Annotated in this window: 14 protein-coding genes; 13 read left to right on the forward strand and 1 reads right to left on the reverse strand. The window is 38.0% G+C overall.

Going from position 1 to position 15,958, the window contains the following annotated elements; all coding sequences use genetic code 11:
* Window positions 1-31 precede the first annotated feature (31 nt).
* Window positions 32-1,345, reverse strand: a complete 1,314-nt coding sequence (locus ACFX40_RS27140) for an APC family permease (protein ID WP_060745423.1) — start codon at window positions 1,343-1,345, stop codon at window positions 32-34.
* 322 nt (window positions 1,346-1,667) lie between these two features.
* Between ACFX40_RS27140 and ACFX40_RS27145 the strand changes: the two genes are divergently transcribed.
* The 13 genes from ACFX40_RS27145 (at window position 1,668) to ACFX40_RS27205 (ending at window position 15,600) form a co-directional block, all read left to right on the forward strand.
* Window positions 1,668-2,213: a hypothetical protein gene (locus ACFX40_RS27145; RefSeq protein ID WP_225049940.1), complete on the forward strand. Its 546-nt coding sequence runs from the start codon at window positions 1,668-1,670 to the stop codon at window positions 2,211-2,213.
* 19 nt (window positions 2,214-2,232) lie between these two features.
* A complete protein-coding gene (locus ACFX40_RS27150; protein WP_377257305.1) occupies window positions 2,233-4,458 on the forward strand; it encodes an alpha-galactosidase in 2,226 nt (741 codons plus the stop codon).
* Between the two features lie 147 nt (window positions 4,459-4,605).
* Window positions 4,606-5,601 (forward strand): biotin synthase BioB, encoded by a 996-nt coding sequence (gene bioB / locus ACFX40_RS27155; protein ID WP_028410328.1) that lies wholly within the window; start codon window positions 4,606-4,608, stop codon window positions 5,599-5,601.
* Window positions 5,602-5,843: 242 nt separating this feature from the next.
* Window positions 5,844-6,422: a glycerol-3-phosphate responsive antiterminator gene (locus tag ACFX40_RS27160; protein ID WP_377257308.1), complete on the forward strand. Its 579-nt coding sequence runs from the start codon at window positions 5,844-5,846 to the stop codon at window positions 6,420-6,422.
* Between the two features lie 20 nt (window positions 6,423-6,442).
* Window positions 6,443-7,558, forward strand: a complete 1,116-nt coding sequence (locus ACFX40_RS27165; protein WP_028410329.1) for an ABC transporter ATP-binding protein — start codon at window positions 6,443-6,445, stop codon at window positions 7,556-7,558.
* The gene (locus ACFX40_RS27170; RefSeq protein ID WP_060745420.1) at window positions 7,555-8,490 is read left to right on the forward strand and encodes a carbohydrate ABC transporter permease; all 936 of its coding nucleotides are present in this window, start codon (window positions 7,555-7,557) and stop codon (window positions 8,488-8,490) included. The genes ACFX40_RS27165 and ACFX40_RS27170 overlap by 4 nt, the downstream gene beginning before the upstream one ends.
* A complete protein-coding gene (locus tag ACFX40_RS27175) occupies window positions 8,487-9,299 on the forward strand; it encodes a carbohydrate ABC transporter permease (protein WP_028410331.1) in 813 nt (270 codons plus the stop codon). The genes ACFX40_RS27170 and ACFX40_RS27175 overlap by 4 nt, the downstream gene beginning before the upstream one ends.
* Window positions 9,300-9,312: 13 nt before the next feature.
* Window positions 9,313-10,653, forward strand: a complete 1,341-nt coding sequence (locus ACFX40_RS27180; RefSeq protein ID WP_098250177.1) for an ABC transporter substrate-binding protein — start codon at window positions 9,313-9,315, stop codon at window positions 10,651-10,653.
* 86 nt (window positions 10,654-10,739) lie between these two features.
* A complete protein-coding gene (locus ACFX40_RS27185; RefSeq protein WP_098332996.1) occupies window positions 10,740-11,477 on the forward strand; it encodes a glycerophosphodiester phosphodiesterase in 738 nt (245 codons plus the stop codon).
* A gap of 359 nt (window positions 11,478-11,836) precedes the next feature.
* Window positions 11,837-12,160: a DUF3870 domain-containing protein gene (locus ACFX40_RS27190; RefSeq protein WP_121946322.1), complete on the forward strand. Its 324-nt coding sequence runs from the start codon at window positions 11,837-11,839 to the stop codon at window positions 12,158-12,160.
* A gap of 93 nt (window positions 12,161-12,253) precedes the next feature.
* Window positions 12,254-13,420, forward strand: coding sequence for a DUF819 family protein (locus ACFX40_RS27195; protein ID WP_377257311.1), 1,167 nt, complete (start codon window positions 12,254-12,256; stop codon window positions 13,418-13,420).
* Window positions 13,421-13,480: 60 nt separating this feature from the next.
* Window positions 13,481-14,554, forward strand: coding sequence for a dipeptide epimerase (locus ACFX40_RS27200; RefSeq protein ID WP_208755937.1), 1,074 nt, complete (start codon window positions 13,481-13,483; stop codon window positions 14,552-14,554).
* A gap of 32 nt (window positions 14,555-14,586) precedes the next feature.
* Window positions 14,587-15,600: a C40 family peptidase gene (locus ACFX40_RS27205; RefSeq protein ID WP_208755938.1), complete on the forward strand. Its 1,014-nt coding sequence runs from the start codon at window positions 14,587-14,589 to the stop codon at window positions 15,598-15,600.
* Window positions 15,601-15,958: the final 358 nt, after the last annotated feature.

Genomic DNA, 15,958 nt, shown 5'->3' on the forward strand with positions numbered 1-15,958 from the left:
AAATATGTCGAGGTGTGTTAAGCCTATTTCCTTAATCAAAATGAAAAGTAGGAATGGTAATAGTATTTTTTCGTCTGGCAATGAGTAAATAAATAATTCCGATTACACTCCATACAATACCGATAAATAAGGATGTTTTTTCTAAGTTAAGCCACATAAAAAATAAAAATAAACTGCCGAGTAAAGGCATAAGTACATATGAAATATATCCACTGAAGGATCGTTTGTTTTGTTGAATAAAATAATGGATAAAAACCGCTATGTTCACTGAACTGAACGCAATTAAAGCACCAAAATTAATTAAAGAGGTAGCTTTTTCAAGAGACAGACCTAGTGAAATTAAAGAGAGGCCACCAATAATCACCACGTTCCAAATAGGCGTCTTTGTTTTAGGGTGAATATAGCCGAAAATTCTCCGAGGCAGATAACCATCTTTCCCAATTGCATAGAGAAGTCTTGACGCACTCATATGTGAGACAAGTCCAGAAGCAATAGTTGAAGTCAAGGCCGCTGCTACAAAAATAGATTGAAAAAGCTGGCCGCCAATTTTATAAGCGATCTCCGCTGATGCACCTTCTAAATCATGAAACAAAGAGGCTGAAGGGAAAAGCAGCTGAGCAAAGTAAGAAACCGTGATAAATAAGGCGCCTCCCGTACACGCAATAATAAGAATCCCTTTAGGAATGGTTTTCTCAGGCTTAAGTGTTTCTTCGGCCATAGTGGTTACAGCATCAAATCCTAAAAAAGAAAAGCATAAAATAGCAGCTCCGTTTAATAACAGAGATATAGAGGCCGATTCACTTATAAACGGTTTAAATGATAGCTCTTGGCCTTGACTTGTAGCACTTAAAATAATAAAGATAATAGCGACTAAAATTTGAAAAGCAACTAATAGCGTACCAAAAGAAACGGTTAAATGAACGCTGAAAATATTCATTATGGTCATGATGACAACAAAGCTGATAATCCATACGGCCTTTGGAACACCTGGAAACAGAGAGCTTAGGTAAATATTTGTCAAAAGCGCATTAATCATTGGCAGAAATAGATAATCAAGAAGAGCCGTCCATCCTACCAAAAAACCAATGCTTGGATTCATTACTTGCTGTGCGTATGTATAAGAGGAACCAGCTCCGGGAAAAGCTTTTACCATCTTTCCGTAACTAATGGCTGTAAATAAAATAGCAATCAACGTGAATGCATAAGCGCCTGAAACATGTCCATCTGTTGATTCAGTTACAATGCCAAATGTATCAAAAACGGCCATAGGTGCCATGTAGCCTAACCCTATCACGACGATATGCCATAATTTTAGTTGTTTAAGAAGAGAAGGTTCATGATTCATATTTGTCATCCTTTCTGTGTATAATCATTCTGCATTATTTATTATTATACTATATTGTTAGGTTTGTCATCTTTTTTTGAAAAAGAAGAGAAAATTGCGCGCTAAGAGATAAAGAGCGTTTAATTGATTGCTAGATAAAGCAAAAAAATGCTTTTTTTCACTTTGATTTTTACCATTGAGTCTAGAAAGTATTTTACATAAAATGAAAGAAAGTAAAAAAGCTTCGTTTAGGGTGATCTACTTGCAATAAATACGAAAACAAATTTTTGAATGCGGTTACATTTTTTGTTGGTGTACAAAGTTAAGAATGATGGTGAAGGAGATGAAGGAAGTGATTGCTACACCCTATATAAACTTGGAGATAAACAAGGAACCAGGTGTGCATGTCGTATTGGATGAAACAAAAAAAGATGGTGTTTACTTTATTAAATTAACGGTCAAGTCGGTTAAAAAAAGAATTCTTCCAAAAATGAAATTAAAATGGAGCGTTCCATTGTTAGATATCCAACTGTATAAATCTTTACAAACTAGTAAGGGCGATGTGAATGCCTCTTTTGTTCATTGTTTTATGAATAAGAATGGTTCTAACCGCTACACCATTGCATGTTCAGACATGCATCATCCTATTCTGTGTGCTCCCAATTGGAAAGACATGTGTCTAGATGTAGAAATGACTTTATTTAGTGAAAGCACATGGTCTCTTCATAGCTATGAAACTGAACTGCGAATAGACACAAGAATGGTTGAAACAGAAGAGTTATTCAAAGATTTAGCGAAATGGTATGAGAGAAAAGAGATTAATCTAGCATCTGCTTTTGAGCATGCAACGGCAATAGATGAAAAAGGAAATGTCTCGTTAGATATTTGATGGTAAGGAGAGGAATAAAGTGGGAATCTTATTTAATGAACGTACAAAGGAATTTCACCTGCAGGGACGCGATGTAAGTTATATCTTTTCAGTGTTGAGAAACGGGCAGCTCGGTCACTTGTACTATGGAAAAAAGCTTAAGCACCGTTCATCTTTTCAGCATTTTTTACGTGTAGAAACAAGAGGAGCTAGCGCTTCGGTATATGAAGGAGAACTAGCATTTTCTCTTGAAACAATCAAACAAGAGTATCCTTCTTATGGAACAACAGACTTCAGAGAGCCAGCCTATCAACTTCTTCAGCAAAACGGAAGCCGAATCACAAATTTTGAATACGATAACCATAAAATTTACAAAGGCAAGAAGCCATTAAACGGCTTACCTGCTACATATGTAGAAGAAGAGAGTGAAGCCACAAGTGTAGAAGTTGAACTGATTGATAAATTGCTCAATGCATCACTTATTTTAACGTATACCGTTTACGAAGACCGGAATATTATTACGCGTCACGCACGATTTGAGCATAGAGGAGAAGAACGAGTCGATATTTTGCGTATCATGAGCGGCAGCATTGATTTGCCTACATCAAATTATGAGATGGTTCAGCTTTCCGGTGCGTGGATTCGAGAAAGACACGTGAAAACACGAATGCTTCAGCCTGGTATTCAAAGTATTTCTAGTGCGAGAGGTACAAGCAGCAGTCAGCAAAACCCATTTTTAATTTTAAAGAATCCAGCTGCAACTGAACACAGTGGAGAAGCGTATGGTTTTAGTCTTGTATACAGCGGAAACTTTCTTGGACAAGTGGAAGTAGATCATTATGATGTATCAAGAATAACGATGGGCATTCATCCTTTTGATTTTCAGTGGCGACTAGAAAAGGGACAAACTTTTCAATCACCAGAACTAGTACTGGCTTATTCAAATAGCGGGCTAAACGGCCTTAGCCAAGAGTATCATGAGCTTTATCGCAAGCGTCTTGCTAGAGGAAAATGGCGGGATTTGGAGCGGCCAGTTTTAATTAATAACTGGGAAGCGACGTATTTTGATTTTAACGAAGAGAAAATTGTACATATTGCCAAAGAAGCGCAAAAGCTAGGCGTTGAACTTTTTGTATTGGATGACGGCTGGTTCGGTAAACGTAACGATGATACAACTTCTCTTGGAGATTGGTTTGTAGATGAAAATAAGCTTCCGGGCGGTATGAAGTCATTGGCTCAAAAAGTAACGGATTTAGGTATGGACTTTGGGTTATGGTTTGAACCTGAAATGATTTCAAAGCAAAGCAACTTGTATGAAAAGCATCCAGATTGGTTGATTCATGTGCCAAATCGTCATCAGTCTCATGGACGAAATCAATATGTGCTTGATTTTTCACGAGAAGAAGTAGTGAATTATATCTATGAACGAATGGAATCTATTTTAAGTGAAGCACCTATCTCTTATATAAAATGGGATATGAATCGAAATATAACGGAAATTGGATCTGTTGGGCTGCCCGCGAACCGTCAGTTTGAAGTAGTACATCGCTATATTTTAGGTGTGTATGATTTGTATGAGCGACTAACAAGGAAGTTTCCGGATATTTTATTTGAATCATGTGCAAGCGGGGGCGCTAGATTTGATCCGGGAATGCTTTATTATGCTCCTCAAGCTTGGACGAGCGATAACACGGACGCGATTGAACGTCTAAAAATTCAGTACGGCACGTCTTTTGCCTATCCAATCAGTTCAATGGGAGCACACGTATCGGCCGTACCAAATCATCAAGTACGCAGAGTAACAAGTCTAGAAACAAGAGGAGACGTTGCGTATTTTGGCGCATTTGGTTATGAGTTAGATGTTACGCTGATGACAGAAGATGAAAAAGAAACCGTAAAACAACAAATTCAGTATTATAAAAAACACCGATCTCTTATTCAAAATGGCATATTCTATCGTTTAAAAAGTCCGTTTGAACAAGAGGGAAATGTGACGAGCTGGATGGTTGTTTCATCCGATCAAAAACAGGCAATCATCGGTTATTATCAAGTATTGTCTAGACCAAATCCTTCTTACGAACGCATTGAGCTAAAAGGGCTTCATCCTGATTATGAATATACAGTGATGGAAACAGATCAAACAGCTTATGGAGATGAGCTCATGTACGCAGGTATTGTTCTAACTCATGAGTATCCGGGTGTTGAAGCATACGATGAAAAATCTGGAGACTTTGTATCGGTTATTTATACACTGCAAGCGCAATAAGCAAAAAGCCACTTCTATATCATAGAAGTGGCTTTTTTAGTTAACTATTATTCATACAGTGTTGACATAAAAGGAGAAGTAATGGTAACTTTTAGTTATAATTGTTAACTTTATATTTTTTTAGTTTACTAAAGTGGAGGGGAATCGATGGAAACCACAAGTTTAAGAGATTGGAAAGCACTTGCTCAGTCTATTATTAAAGGGAAAGAAATTACATATAACGAAGCGCTTCAACTTCTTCATGTACCGGATGAAGAAGTGTTAGAGGTCATGAATGCCGCGTACTTAATTCGTCATCATCATTATGGAAAAAAAGTAAAGCTTAATATGATTATTAATACTAAATCAGGTTTATGCCCAGAAGACTGTGGATATTGTTCGCAGTCGATTGTATCAGAAGCGCCGATTGATAAGTATGCGTGGTTAACAAAAGAGAAAATTGTAGAAGGTGCTTTTGAAGCTCAAAAAAGAAAAGCAGGTACATATTGTATCGTGGCGTCAGGCCGCCGCCCTACTGATAAAGAAGTAGCGCACGTAGTGGGAGCGGTAAAAGAAATCCGTCAAAAGACCGACTTGAAAATCTGTGCCTGTCTAGGATTTTTAACAGATGATCAAGCACACGAACTAGTCGAGGCGGGTGTTCATCGCTATAATCATAATTTAAATACTCACGCTGATAACTATGACAATATTTGTTCTACGCATGGCTACGAAGATCGAGTCGATACGGTTACTACATCTAAAAAAGCAGGTTTGTCACCTTGTTCCGGTGCGATTTTTGGAATGGGCGAGACAAATGAACAAGCCGTGGAACTAGCTTTTCAAATTAAAAAGTTAGATGCAGATTCTATTCCATGCAACTTTCTTGTTGCCGTTCGAGGAACGCCTCTAGAAGACAAAAAGGCGTTAAAGCCAATGCAATGCTTAAAGCTGTTAGCGATGATGCGTTTTGTAAATCCAACGAAAGAAATTCGAATTTCAGGGGGCAGAGAAGTCAATCTCAGATCACTTCAGCCGCTTGGTTTGTTTGCTGCAAACTCAATTTTTGTAGGTGACTATTTAACGACTCAAGGTCAAGAACCTACAGCTGACTGGGGTCTGATTGAAGATTTAGGATTTGAAATTGAAGAATGTGCACTGTAAAGCCGTTGAGAAATCAACGGTTTTTTGATTTTTAGGCGATTTACAGGAACTATACGGTTTTTTTACAAAACTCAACAGCTTCTTTATATTTCCTTCATAAATAACCATTATTATAAAACATGTGAACGATAAGTGAATAGTTACTAAGGTTATGAAATTGAGAAACCACAAAAAACAATAGGTCTATATCAATACCCTATGCGTTTTTTGTGGTTTTTTGTGAATGAAAGGAAGGCATCGTTTTGAATAAGGAAGCAGATTTCTTACAACAGCTTGGGCAAGACAGTTTGATTGCATCCATTAAAAGCCCGAAAAATTTAGAACAATTTTTAGAAACAGAGATCCAGGCCGCCTTTTTATTAACGGGCAACATTAGTGTGATTAAACGCTATGTAGATTTACTCAAACAGCATAATCGAACGGTTTTTTTACACGTTGAAAAAATTCCAGGGATTAGCTATGACCGAGAAGGGCTTAAATTCCTTGCTAAGTTTGTAAAACCTACAGGTATCGTAACCACTAAAAGTTCACTCATTAATTACGCAAAGCAAGAAGGACTGGTTGCTATTCAGCGGCTGTTCCTAGTGGATACAGACGCGGTAGCACAAGGGTTGAAAACCGTTCAAGATATTAAGCCCGATGCATTAGAACTAATGCCAGGATTAATTCCGGAGATGATAGAGAAAGTCGTTAAAAAAACAAGTATTCCTATTATTACAGGTGGACTCATTCAAAATGAAAGCCATATCCAAGCTGCTTTGAAAGCAGGAGCTACGGCAGTTTCTACAGGGAAATCATGGTTGTGGAAAAAATATGAATGAGAGGGAAAGGAGCGTTTTTAATGAAAAAAGTAGAGCTAGTTAACATTGGGAAGTCATACGATCAAAAAACAAATGTTATTCAAGATATTAACGTCACAATTGAGCCGGGAGAGTTTTTCGTACTAGTAGGTCCTTCAGGATGCGGGAAAAGTACAATGCTGAGAATGATTGCCGGATTAGAAGAAGTCACGCAGGGAGAGCTACTAATTGGAGATGTAAAAGCAAATAAACTGCTTCCAAGTCAGCGCGATTTGTCAATGGTGTTTCAAAACTATGCCTTATATCCGCATTTGACAGTGGAACAAAATATTCTTTTTGGCCTGCACACAAAGAAAATTTCAAAGCAAGAACAGCAAAAGCGCTGCAGGGAAGCAGCAGAGATGCTTGGTTTAAGTGAATATCTAAAGAGAAAGCCTAGACAGCTTTCGGGAGGACAGCGTCAGCGTGTAGCGCTTGCACGTGCTATTGTTACTCATTCGCCTATTTGCCTAATGGATGAGCCCTTATCAAACTTAGATGCGAAGCTGCGCGCGAAGATGAGGTCAGAAATTCGCCAGATTCAGCGTAAGTTAGGTATTACGATGATTTATGTCACGCACGATCAAACAGAGGCGATGACGATGGCAGATCGAATGATGATTTTAAATGGAGGAAATATTCAACAAGTTGGACGTCCGCTTGATATTTACAATGCACCAAAGAACACGTTTGTAGCATCTTTTATAGGTTCTCCCCCTATGAATTTATCAAACGTTTCTATAGAAAATAACTTACTAGTTTTTGAAGATAGAAGAGCTATTTCTATGAGTACACCACACAGTAACCTTAACGGTAAAAAAGAAGTTGTGGTTGGAGTGAGACCTGAGCATATACAGCTTGCGACAAACGATAATACGAGTTTTATTGTGGAAGTAGACAATGTGGAAATTCTAGGCACGGAAACACTGCTTACATTTCATATGGGTGACAAGCAGTGGATGGCTAAGTGGAACGGTCAATGGACTATAAAGGTGGGAGAGCGAGTTCCTATTTTTATCGATCCAAAACACCTGTTTTTATTTGATGGCGATACAGGTTCATGCTTGCACTACGAACCATCAACAGAAGATTTAACTGTAAAGGGGGCATTCGTATGAGTGCTGTTACCAAAACAGCAAACTCACCTGTTTCTGTTTCAGCAAACCCAAAAGAAAAAAAAACAATGCCTACTATCATTGTTGGACTAGCTTATTTACTGCCATCATTACTGTTATTTAGTGTATTTCTTTTCTACCCAATGATTAAGACATTATATTTAAGTCTTTTTATTACGGACACACAGGGAAATCCCTTAAATTTTGTAGGACTGCAAAATTTCTCATATCTATTTACAGATCCTAATTTCTTACAAAGTATGAAAGCTACTTTTCTATTTGTACTCTACACAGTACCTATTGGCTTAATTATTGCCTTATTCCTAGCGCTAATCGCAAATGAAAAGCTGAAAGGAATTGGTTTTTTCAGAACAATGTTTTCATCTACGATGGGAATGAGCGTAGCGGCTTCTTCTGTGATTTGGATGTTTATGTATAATCCGACAATCGGGGTTATCAATAAAGTATTAAACCTTGTAGGGATTCATGACGTGCAGTGGTTATTAGATCCTAAGTATGCATTGGTTGCTGTGTCTATCTCTACAATTTGGATGAACATTGGGTTTACCTTTTTAATTTTACTTGGCGGGTTACAAAATATTGATGAGAAGCTGTATGAAAATGCGCGTATTGCTGGAGTTAGCTATTGGTATCAGCTCCGTAAAATTACGCTTCCTATGCTTTCGCCAACGCTGTTTTTTATTATCACCGTTTCATTTATTAACGCGTTTCAAACGTTTGGACAAATTGACATTTTAACAAAAGGGGGACCTACAGATTCCACAAATGTCATTGTTTATTCAATCTACAAGGATGCATTTGTAAACTATAATGTTGGCTCTGCAAGTGCTCAAGCTACAATATTATTTTTCTGTATTCTACTGGTTACCGCTCTTCAATTCAAGCTTGGAGAAAGGAAGGTACATTATCAATGAGCATCACGAGAAAATGGACAACTTATTTGTTACTCATTGCAGCTACTTTAGTATTGATGTTTCCTATCCTATACGCTTTTTCCATTAGTTTTATGAGTGGAGCGGAAGTGTTGGAAGGAAAGATTTGGCCGTCATCTTTTTCATTTGAAAACTATCGGGACGCTTTTGAAAAAGTTCCGCTGCTTCATTATTTAATTAACAGTTTTGCAGTGTCTATCTTCGTCATGGCCGGGCAGCTGTTAGTTTCGAGTTTGGCCGCTTTTGCATTTGTATTTATTAAATTTAAAGGAAGAGATGCTATTTTCTTTCTCTTTATTTCTACGATGATGATTCCATGGGAAGCAACGATGGTTCCTAACTTTTTAACAGCACAAAAGCTAGGATGGATTAACAATTATTTAGGATTAACGATTCCTTTTTTTGCTTTAGCGTTTGGGACATTTTTATTGCGTCAGCAGTTTAAAACCATTCCGAATGAGTTATATGAAGCTTCTCAAGTTTCAGGGATCAGCCGCTTTCGTTTCTTTTGGAACGTCGTGCTCCCTGTGTCTAAAACAAGTCTAGTTACGCTTGGCGTATATAGCTTTTTAACAACATGGAATATGTATTTATGGCCACTATTAGTGACAAATACAGAGGATGTTCGTACCGTTCAGATTGGTTTAAAGCAAATGCAAACACAGGAGATTTCAACTGATTGGGGAGTGGTTATGGCCGCTGTCGTTGTTGTAATCTTACCGACATTATTACTATTATTCCTAGGTCAAAAACGTCTTCAAAAAGGATTAACCCAAGGTGCAATTAAATAGGAGAGTGAATGTGATGAAAAAGATATTGGCTATCGTAACGGCATGCTTGCTAGTTATTCTAGGTGCTTGCTCAAATTCAACTGGTTCTTCGGAAGCGCAAGAAACAAAAAAAACAGCATCAGGTAAAACAGAAGTCGTATTTTGGCACGCTATGAGCGGTGACCTTGAAAAATCACTCAATAAAATTGTCGATGAGTACAATAAATCTCAGGACAAAGTGGAAGTAAAGCCCGTTTTCCAAGGAACGTATGAAGAAGCACAAACAAAATTTAACACAGTAGCAGGAACAAAGGATGCACCGGCTATTATGCAAACGTTCGAAGTGGGAACAAAATTCATGATAGACAGCGGTAAGATTCAGCCTGTTCAAAAATTTATCGATCAAGACCACTATGACACTTCACAGTGGGAGAAAAACATTTCAAGCTATTACCAAGTAGATGGAAAGCAATACTCAATGCCGTTCAACTCTTCAACACCTGTTCTTGTTTACAATAAAGATGCTTTTAAAAAAGCAGGGTTAGATCCTGAAAACCCTCCAAAAACGTATGATGAATTAAAGGCAGCTGCAAAGAAATTAACAGAAAAACAAGGAAATAAAACATCGCAATACGGTTTTTCAATTCTAAATTACGGATGGTTCTTTGAAGAGCTAGTTGCTTCTCAAGGCGGCTTGTATGTAGATCACGAAAACGGCCGTAAAGGTGATGCTGAGAAGGCAGTATTTAATGGAAAAGAAGGACAAAACGCATTTAATTTAATCAATGATATGTATAAAGAAGGTACATTCTACAATGTAGGACAAAACTGGGATGATATGCGCGCAGCATTTCAATCTAAAAAAATTGCAATGTTCCTGGACTCATCAGCAGGTATTAAAACACTAGTAGACAATGCTCCATTTGATGTAGGCGTATCTTATATTCCTGTCCCAAAAGAAGAGGATCGCCAAGGAGTAGCTATTGGCGGAGCATCTTTATGGATGTCTAAAGGAATCAGTGATGAAACATCAAAAGCAGCCTGGGACTTCATGAAATATTTAGCAACACCAGAAGTTCAAGCAAAATGGCACGTAGAAAGTGGATACTTTGCAGTTAACCCAAAAGCGTATGAACAAGATATTGTGAAAAAAGAGTGGGAGAAATATCCGCAGTTAAAAGTAACGGTTGATCAGCTTCGTGAAACAAAGGCTACTCCAGCTACGCAAGGTGCTTTAATTTCTGTGTTTCCTGAATCTCGTCAAAAAGTAGTAACAGGGATGGAAAGCCTATATCAAGGAGTAAAGCCAAAAAAAGCGCTTGATCAAGCAGCAAAAGAAACAAATAGAGCATTAGAAGTAGCCAATCAAAAATAACGTATGATTACGAAGCTCGTCTTTCAAGTTATTTTGAGGACGAGCTTTTTACTTAGTGAATGACTAGTTAGGAGAGATAGAGGATAATGAATAGTTCAATTGATCTTTATGCGCATCGCGGCTTTAGCGGACGATATCCTGAAAATACAATGATTGCATTTGAAGAAGCTAGGAAAATGCAAGTTGCAGGTATTGAATTAGATGTACAATTAACAAAAGACGGGGAAATAGTGGTTATTCACGATGAACGGATTGACAGGACGACCAATGGAATGGGGTATGTTCAAGAATTTTCATACAAACAGCTGCGTTTATTCGATGCTGGCAGTTGGTATGACTCTCGTTTTTCTAAACAATCGATTCCGACATTAGTAGAAGTGTTTGAGTGGATGATGGACAAAAAGACAAAATTAACGGTGAATATTGAATTAAAAAATGACCGAATTTACTATCCAAAACTTGAAGAAAAAGTTCTTCGTCTAATCGATGAGTTTGATTTAGAAGATCAGGTTATTTTGTCATCTTTTAACTATGATAGCTTGGCTAAAGTGAGATCTCTCCATTCATATATACCAACAGGTTTTTTATTTGAAGGGGTGAGCGAAGATGCGATTGGAAAAGCAAAATCGATAGGAGCGCACCTACACTGTGATATGTCGTTTGCTCTTTCTTCATACGGGAAAAAAGCAAAGCAAGAAGGATTAGACTTACGGGTATATACAATCAATGAAATGAATGACTTTTTGAAGCTCCAGCAGGCTTCAGTAAAAGTAGTGATGACAGATTACCCTAACCGTTTTTCCTCTACCATGTTCAAAGGATGACGTAGAAAGAAGCCGGGACAAAATTACTTGACCCACAGTGAAAAACGAGCCCTTGATCAACATGTTTGATTAGTGGTTCGTTTTTTTGTTGCAGTGTAACAAGCGGTTCAGCTTATGTATCCCATTTGTATGTCTTTAGTTGGATTAAGTTTGTTATGTCTCAATCTCTTTTTTTGAAAAAATATCACTTTATTCTGAATAGTATAAAAGTTATATTGTGAAATTGTTTTATAGATGATATATTGAGAATAGATTATAATGTTCCTTATGAAAGCGAATACATGTTGCGTAGCTCCGCAAACGTTCATTTGCCGGTCCCTAGCATCGTCTGTTATCTCTTTTAGGAGGAATAAAAAATCATGTATGATCACGATACTATCTATATTATTGGAGATGCCAAAGCTCCTCAAAGCAATCCGATTACTAAAAAATTCAATCAGTATTTTTTAGGGTTGGTAGTTGATAAAACAAATGGGAAAATTATTGATGTGGAATGCTCAGCGACGATTGAGTTGACCGTGCGATTTGTTCAATCGATTTTTATTGGACGTCACATAAGTGATCCCACCCTTATAGACGAAATTAACAGCCGCTATTTCGGGTCTTCCCAAAAAGCGCTGGTGGTAGCGTTTCATGATGCACAGAAAAAATATCAGCAAATAACAGCTGCTTTGTCTACATAGACCTAGACGAAATCCAGCCTGACGTTTTCAAACGTTGGGCTGGATTTTGTTTTGTATAAAAATATTTTCGTGGAGATGAAGGGGGAAGAATAAATGATTCAAGATGGATTTATGTATGTGAGTGTGTTAACTGCCTTTGCTGCGCTCATGGTAGGGATTGAAAAAAGATTTAAAGCCAATCGATTTTTTAAATTTATCCCGGGTATTGTACTTATTTATATAGGAGCTGCTCTTATGCAAACGGCAGGGTTATTTGGGGATAGCGAATCAAATGTCGCCATGTATACGGGCGTTAAAAATGCACTGCTTCCGGCCATGCTGATGCTGATGCTGTTAAAATGTGATGTTCGAAGTGTAATTAAACTTGGTCCAAAAATGCTGGGAGGATTCATCGTTGCGGTTTTTAGCATAATGGTAGGTTTTATCCTCGTCTATGCCATCTTTAAGAATTTCTATGTAGAGGACACGTGGAAAGCTTTTGGTGCTTTATCAGGAAGTTGGACCGGAGGATCAGCTAACATGGTTGCTCTCCAAGGGATTTTGGATGTTCCAGAAAATATATTTGGCTACGCTCTTATGATGGATACGATTAACTACGCCGTATGGGTTATGTTTATGTTTTGGCTTGTACCATTTGCATCTAAATTTAATAAATGGACAAAAGCAGACGTCAGCTTTATTGAGAATAGTATAGATGAAGTCGCAGCAACTTCTGAAAGCGAAAAAGAAGGCCCTCAGTTTCAGCATCTTCTTTATTTACTTGGTCTAGGTTTGTTCGTTTCGGCATTTTCTACATTTATCGGAGGGCGTTTGCCTGAAGTGGGAGCGGTTATTAATGCAACGAGCTGGACGATTATGATTGCTTCTGTGGTTGGTCTAGTGCTCGCTGTAACCCCAGCGGCAAAAATTCCAGGTACGCTCGATGTATCAAACGTTATGTTATACATCGTTGTAGCGTTAATTGCTTCTCAATCAGATTTTTCAAATTTAGCTCAGGCTCCTATTTACTTAGTATCTGGTTTTCTCATTATGTTCGTGCACTTAGTGATCATGCTGCTGCTAGCTAAACTATTTAAATATGATTTATTTACGCTCGGAGTAGCAAGTTTAGCTAATATTGGTGGAATGGCGTCTGCTCCAATGCTTGCAGCTGCTTATAACCGTGCACTGATTCCCGTAGGAGTTATTATGGCTCTAATGGGTTCCTTCTTAGGTACTTATTTTGGTATGATGATCGCCAAAATTTTAGGGGCGATCTAAGAATAAACCAAAAATATGTATGAAAGAATATTTGTGCTGAATCGAAAGGAAGCGATTGAAATGATAATTAAAGACATAACTGTAAAGCATCAAACCGTTCCACTGCTCGTTCCGTTTAAAACAGCGCTTCGAACAGCAACAGAGATAGACAGTATAAGTGTAGAGATTCAGTTAGAAAACGGAATAAAAGGAAAAGGAGCGGCTTCGCCAACATATGTTATTACAGGCGATTCTTTAGAAGGCATTCAAGCTGCACTTCAAGGACCTATTAAACTAGCGCTAATAGGGGAGGATATACGTCAGTTTCAAAAACTCTTAAAAAAAATTCAAAGCTGCTGTATTCACAATTCAAGTGCTAAAGCAGCTGCTGATATCGCTTTGCATGATGCTTATACAAAGTTTCTTAACATTCCTTTATATGCTTTCTTGGGCGATAAGCAGCCTATCTCTACGTGTATGACGATAAGTGTTGATACACCTGAGAAAATGGCTGAAGACGCACAAAAAAGTGCAGCGGACGGATTTGACATTTTAAAAGTAAAGGTAGGTTCAATTCCTGAGCTAGACCTTGAGCGTATTAAACATATTCGATCTGTCATTCCGGATCATGTAAAACTTCGTTTGGATGCAAATCAAGGATGGACTCCAAAACAAGCAGTGCAATTAATTAATAAAATGGAAACTCTCAACTTTGGTATTGAATTGGTAGAACAACCTGTCCCTGCTCATGATTGGGAAGGGTTAAAGTTTGTGACTGAACGAGTAAACGTACCCATTATGGCAGATGAGAGTCTCTTTTCTGCCAAAGATGCATTAAGGCTTGTAAGCGGGCGGTACGTGGATCTTTTGAATATTAAGCTAATGAAGTGCGGAGGAATTAATGAAGCAAGAAAAATCGCAAGTATTGCTGAGGCGAACGGTGTTGCATGTATGATTGGAAGCATGATGGAACCATCACTTTCCGTGGGAGCAGCTGCTCATCTGGCAGCCGCTCATCCGAATATCACGTATTTTGACTTAGATGCTCCTCTTTGGCTTTCAACTGAACTGGATGTGTTAAAGTACAGCGGTCAAGAGGTTTTTTTATCAGATTTTCCTGGAATAGGAGAAATCACCGTTCCTATCTCAAAATAAAAGGATAGTAATATAGTAGAAGGAGAGAGACGATGAATATAAAACGTTGGCTTTTGACGGCAACAACAGTTATTTTAGCTACATTTGGGGTCAGTGCAGTTCCTTCTGTTCATGCTTCTGAAGAAAAAGAAACTGCTTATATAGATGTCGCAGCAGCTACTCTGTGGACAGCACCAAACATCTTGCGTGAAGTGGATGCTCCATCAGCTACTAATCCTGTAGATATGAGAAAGTGGACCACATCGATGAATTTGAAACAGAAGCAGCAGTTATCTAGCGATGGGATGCTTGAGACACAAGCGTTATATGGAAACAAAGTAACGGTTTTAGACGAACAAGGAGACTGGGTCAAAGTAGCTGTAGACGGACAGCCTACTTCTCGAAATGAATTAGGATATCCCGGATGGATGCCTACTAAACAATTAACCTATAGCAAAAGGTACGAACAGTATGCAAAGAAGCCTTTTGTAATGGTGACGGCTCCGACTACTTATTTATATCATTCGCCTTCTTTGAAAAAGAAAGGTATTGAAGTTAGCTATAATACGCGCCTACCTCTTTTGGCAAAATCAAAGAGTGCGTATAAAGTATTAAAACCAAATGGAAAGACAGCATGGATTTCTACAAAAGCAGGAAAAATCTACGCGTCTCAAAAAGATATTCCTGTACCAACTGGCACGGAGCTTGTTGAAAGTGGAAAGGCATTTTTAAATCTTCCATATTTATGGGCTGGCATGAGTGGTTTTGGATTTGACTGCTCTGGATTTACCTTTACGATGTACCAATCCCATGGTATTACGATTCCACGTGACTCAGGGCCACAGTCTCGAGCAGGGAAACCAGTAGATAAGAACAACCTTCAACCTGGAGACTTATTGTTCTTTGCCTATAACCAAGGAAAAGGAAGCGTTCACCATGTAGCAATGTATGCGGGAGATGGCATGATGATTCATTCGCCGAACTCCGAGCGGACAGTAGAGATTATTCCTTTAAACACGAAGGGATATATTGAAGAGTATGCAGGTGCACGTCGTTATTTACCTTAATTAGTAAGATAAGAAAGAAGCTCTTTTTGTGAAGGGCTTCTTTTTTAATATAGAGTATAGTTAAAAAATTAGAAAATTTAGTTTATTTACGTTTAACTACTTCTCAGTAAGGGAAAAAGTTAAACAAGAGAAAAAAATCATTTTTCTTCTTGAAACATATTGACTTTATATGAAAAGCGTTATATTATTATAAAGCGTCGTTGAGACATACTCGTAACAACGAAGCTGAAAAAAGAATTTTAAAAAGTTGTTGACATTACGTTGATAACTTGATAAGATAATAAAGTCGCTTAAGAGCGGCGGTTGAACTTTGAAAACTGAACAAAGCGACAAACGTCAACGTTAAATTTTATTTTTT

Source organism: Priestia sp. YIM B13552, assembly GCF_042787775.1.
Lineage (GTDB): Bacteria > Bacillota > Bacilli > Bacillales > Bacillaceae_H > Priestia > Priestia megaterium_E.

Coding starts and splice junctions, on each gene's coding strand:
- ACFX40_RS27140 (WP_060745423.1), bottom strand. CDS start 1,345: ATGAATCATGAACCTTCTCTTCTTAAACAACTAAAATTATGGCATATC.
- ACFX40_RS27170 (WP_060745420.1), top strand. CDS start 7,555: ATGAGTGCTGTTACCAAAACAGCAAACTCACCTGTTTCTGTTTCAGCA.
- ACFX40_RS27145 (WP_225049940.1), top strand. CDS start 1,668: ATGAAGGAAGTGATTGCTACACCCTATATAAACTTGGAGATAAACAAG.
- bioB (WP_028410328.1), top strand. CDS start 4,606: ATGGAAACCACAAGTTTAAGAGATTGGAAAGCACTTGCTCAGTCTATT.
- ACFX40_RS27195 (WP_377257311.1), top strand. CDS start 12,254: ATGATTCAAGATGGATTTATGTATGTGAGTGTGTTAACTGCCTTTGCT.
- ACFX40_RS27185 (WP_098332996.1), top strand. CDS start 10,740: ATGAATAGTTCAATTGATCTTTATGCGCATCGCGGCTTTAGCGGACGA.
- ACFX40_RS27175 (WP_028410331.1), top strand. CDS start 8,487: ATGAGCATCACGAGAAAATGGACAACTTATTTGTTACTCATTGCAGCT.
- ACFX40_RS27165 (WP_028410329.1), top strand. CDS start 6,443: ATGAAAAAAGTAGAGCTAGTTAACATTGGGAAGTCATACGATCAAAAA.
- ACFX40_RS27200 (WP_208755937.1), top strand. CDS start 13,481: ATGATAATTAAAGACATAACTGTAAAGCATCAAACCGTTCCACTGCTC.
- ACFX40_RS27190 (WP_121946322.1), top strand. CDS start 11,837: ATGTATGATCACGATACTATCTATATTATTGGAGATGCCAAAGCTCCT.
- ACFX40_RS27205 (WP_208755938.1), top strand. CDS start 14,587: ATGAATATAAAACGTTGGCTTTTGACGGCAACAACAGTTATTTTAGCT.
- ACFX40_RS27180 (WP_098250177.1), top strand. CDS start 9,313: ATGAAAAAGATATTGGCTATCGTAACGGCATGCTTGCTAGTTATTCTA.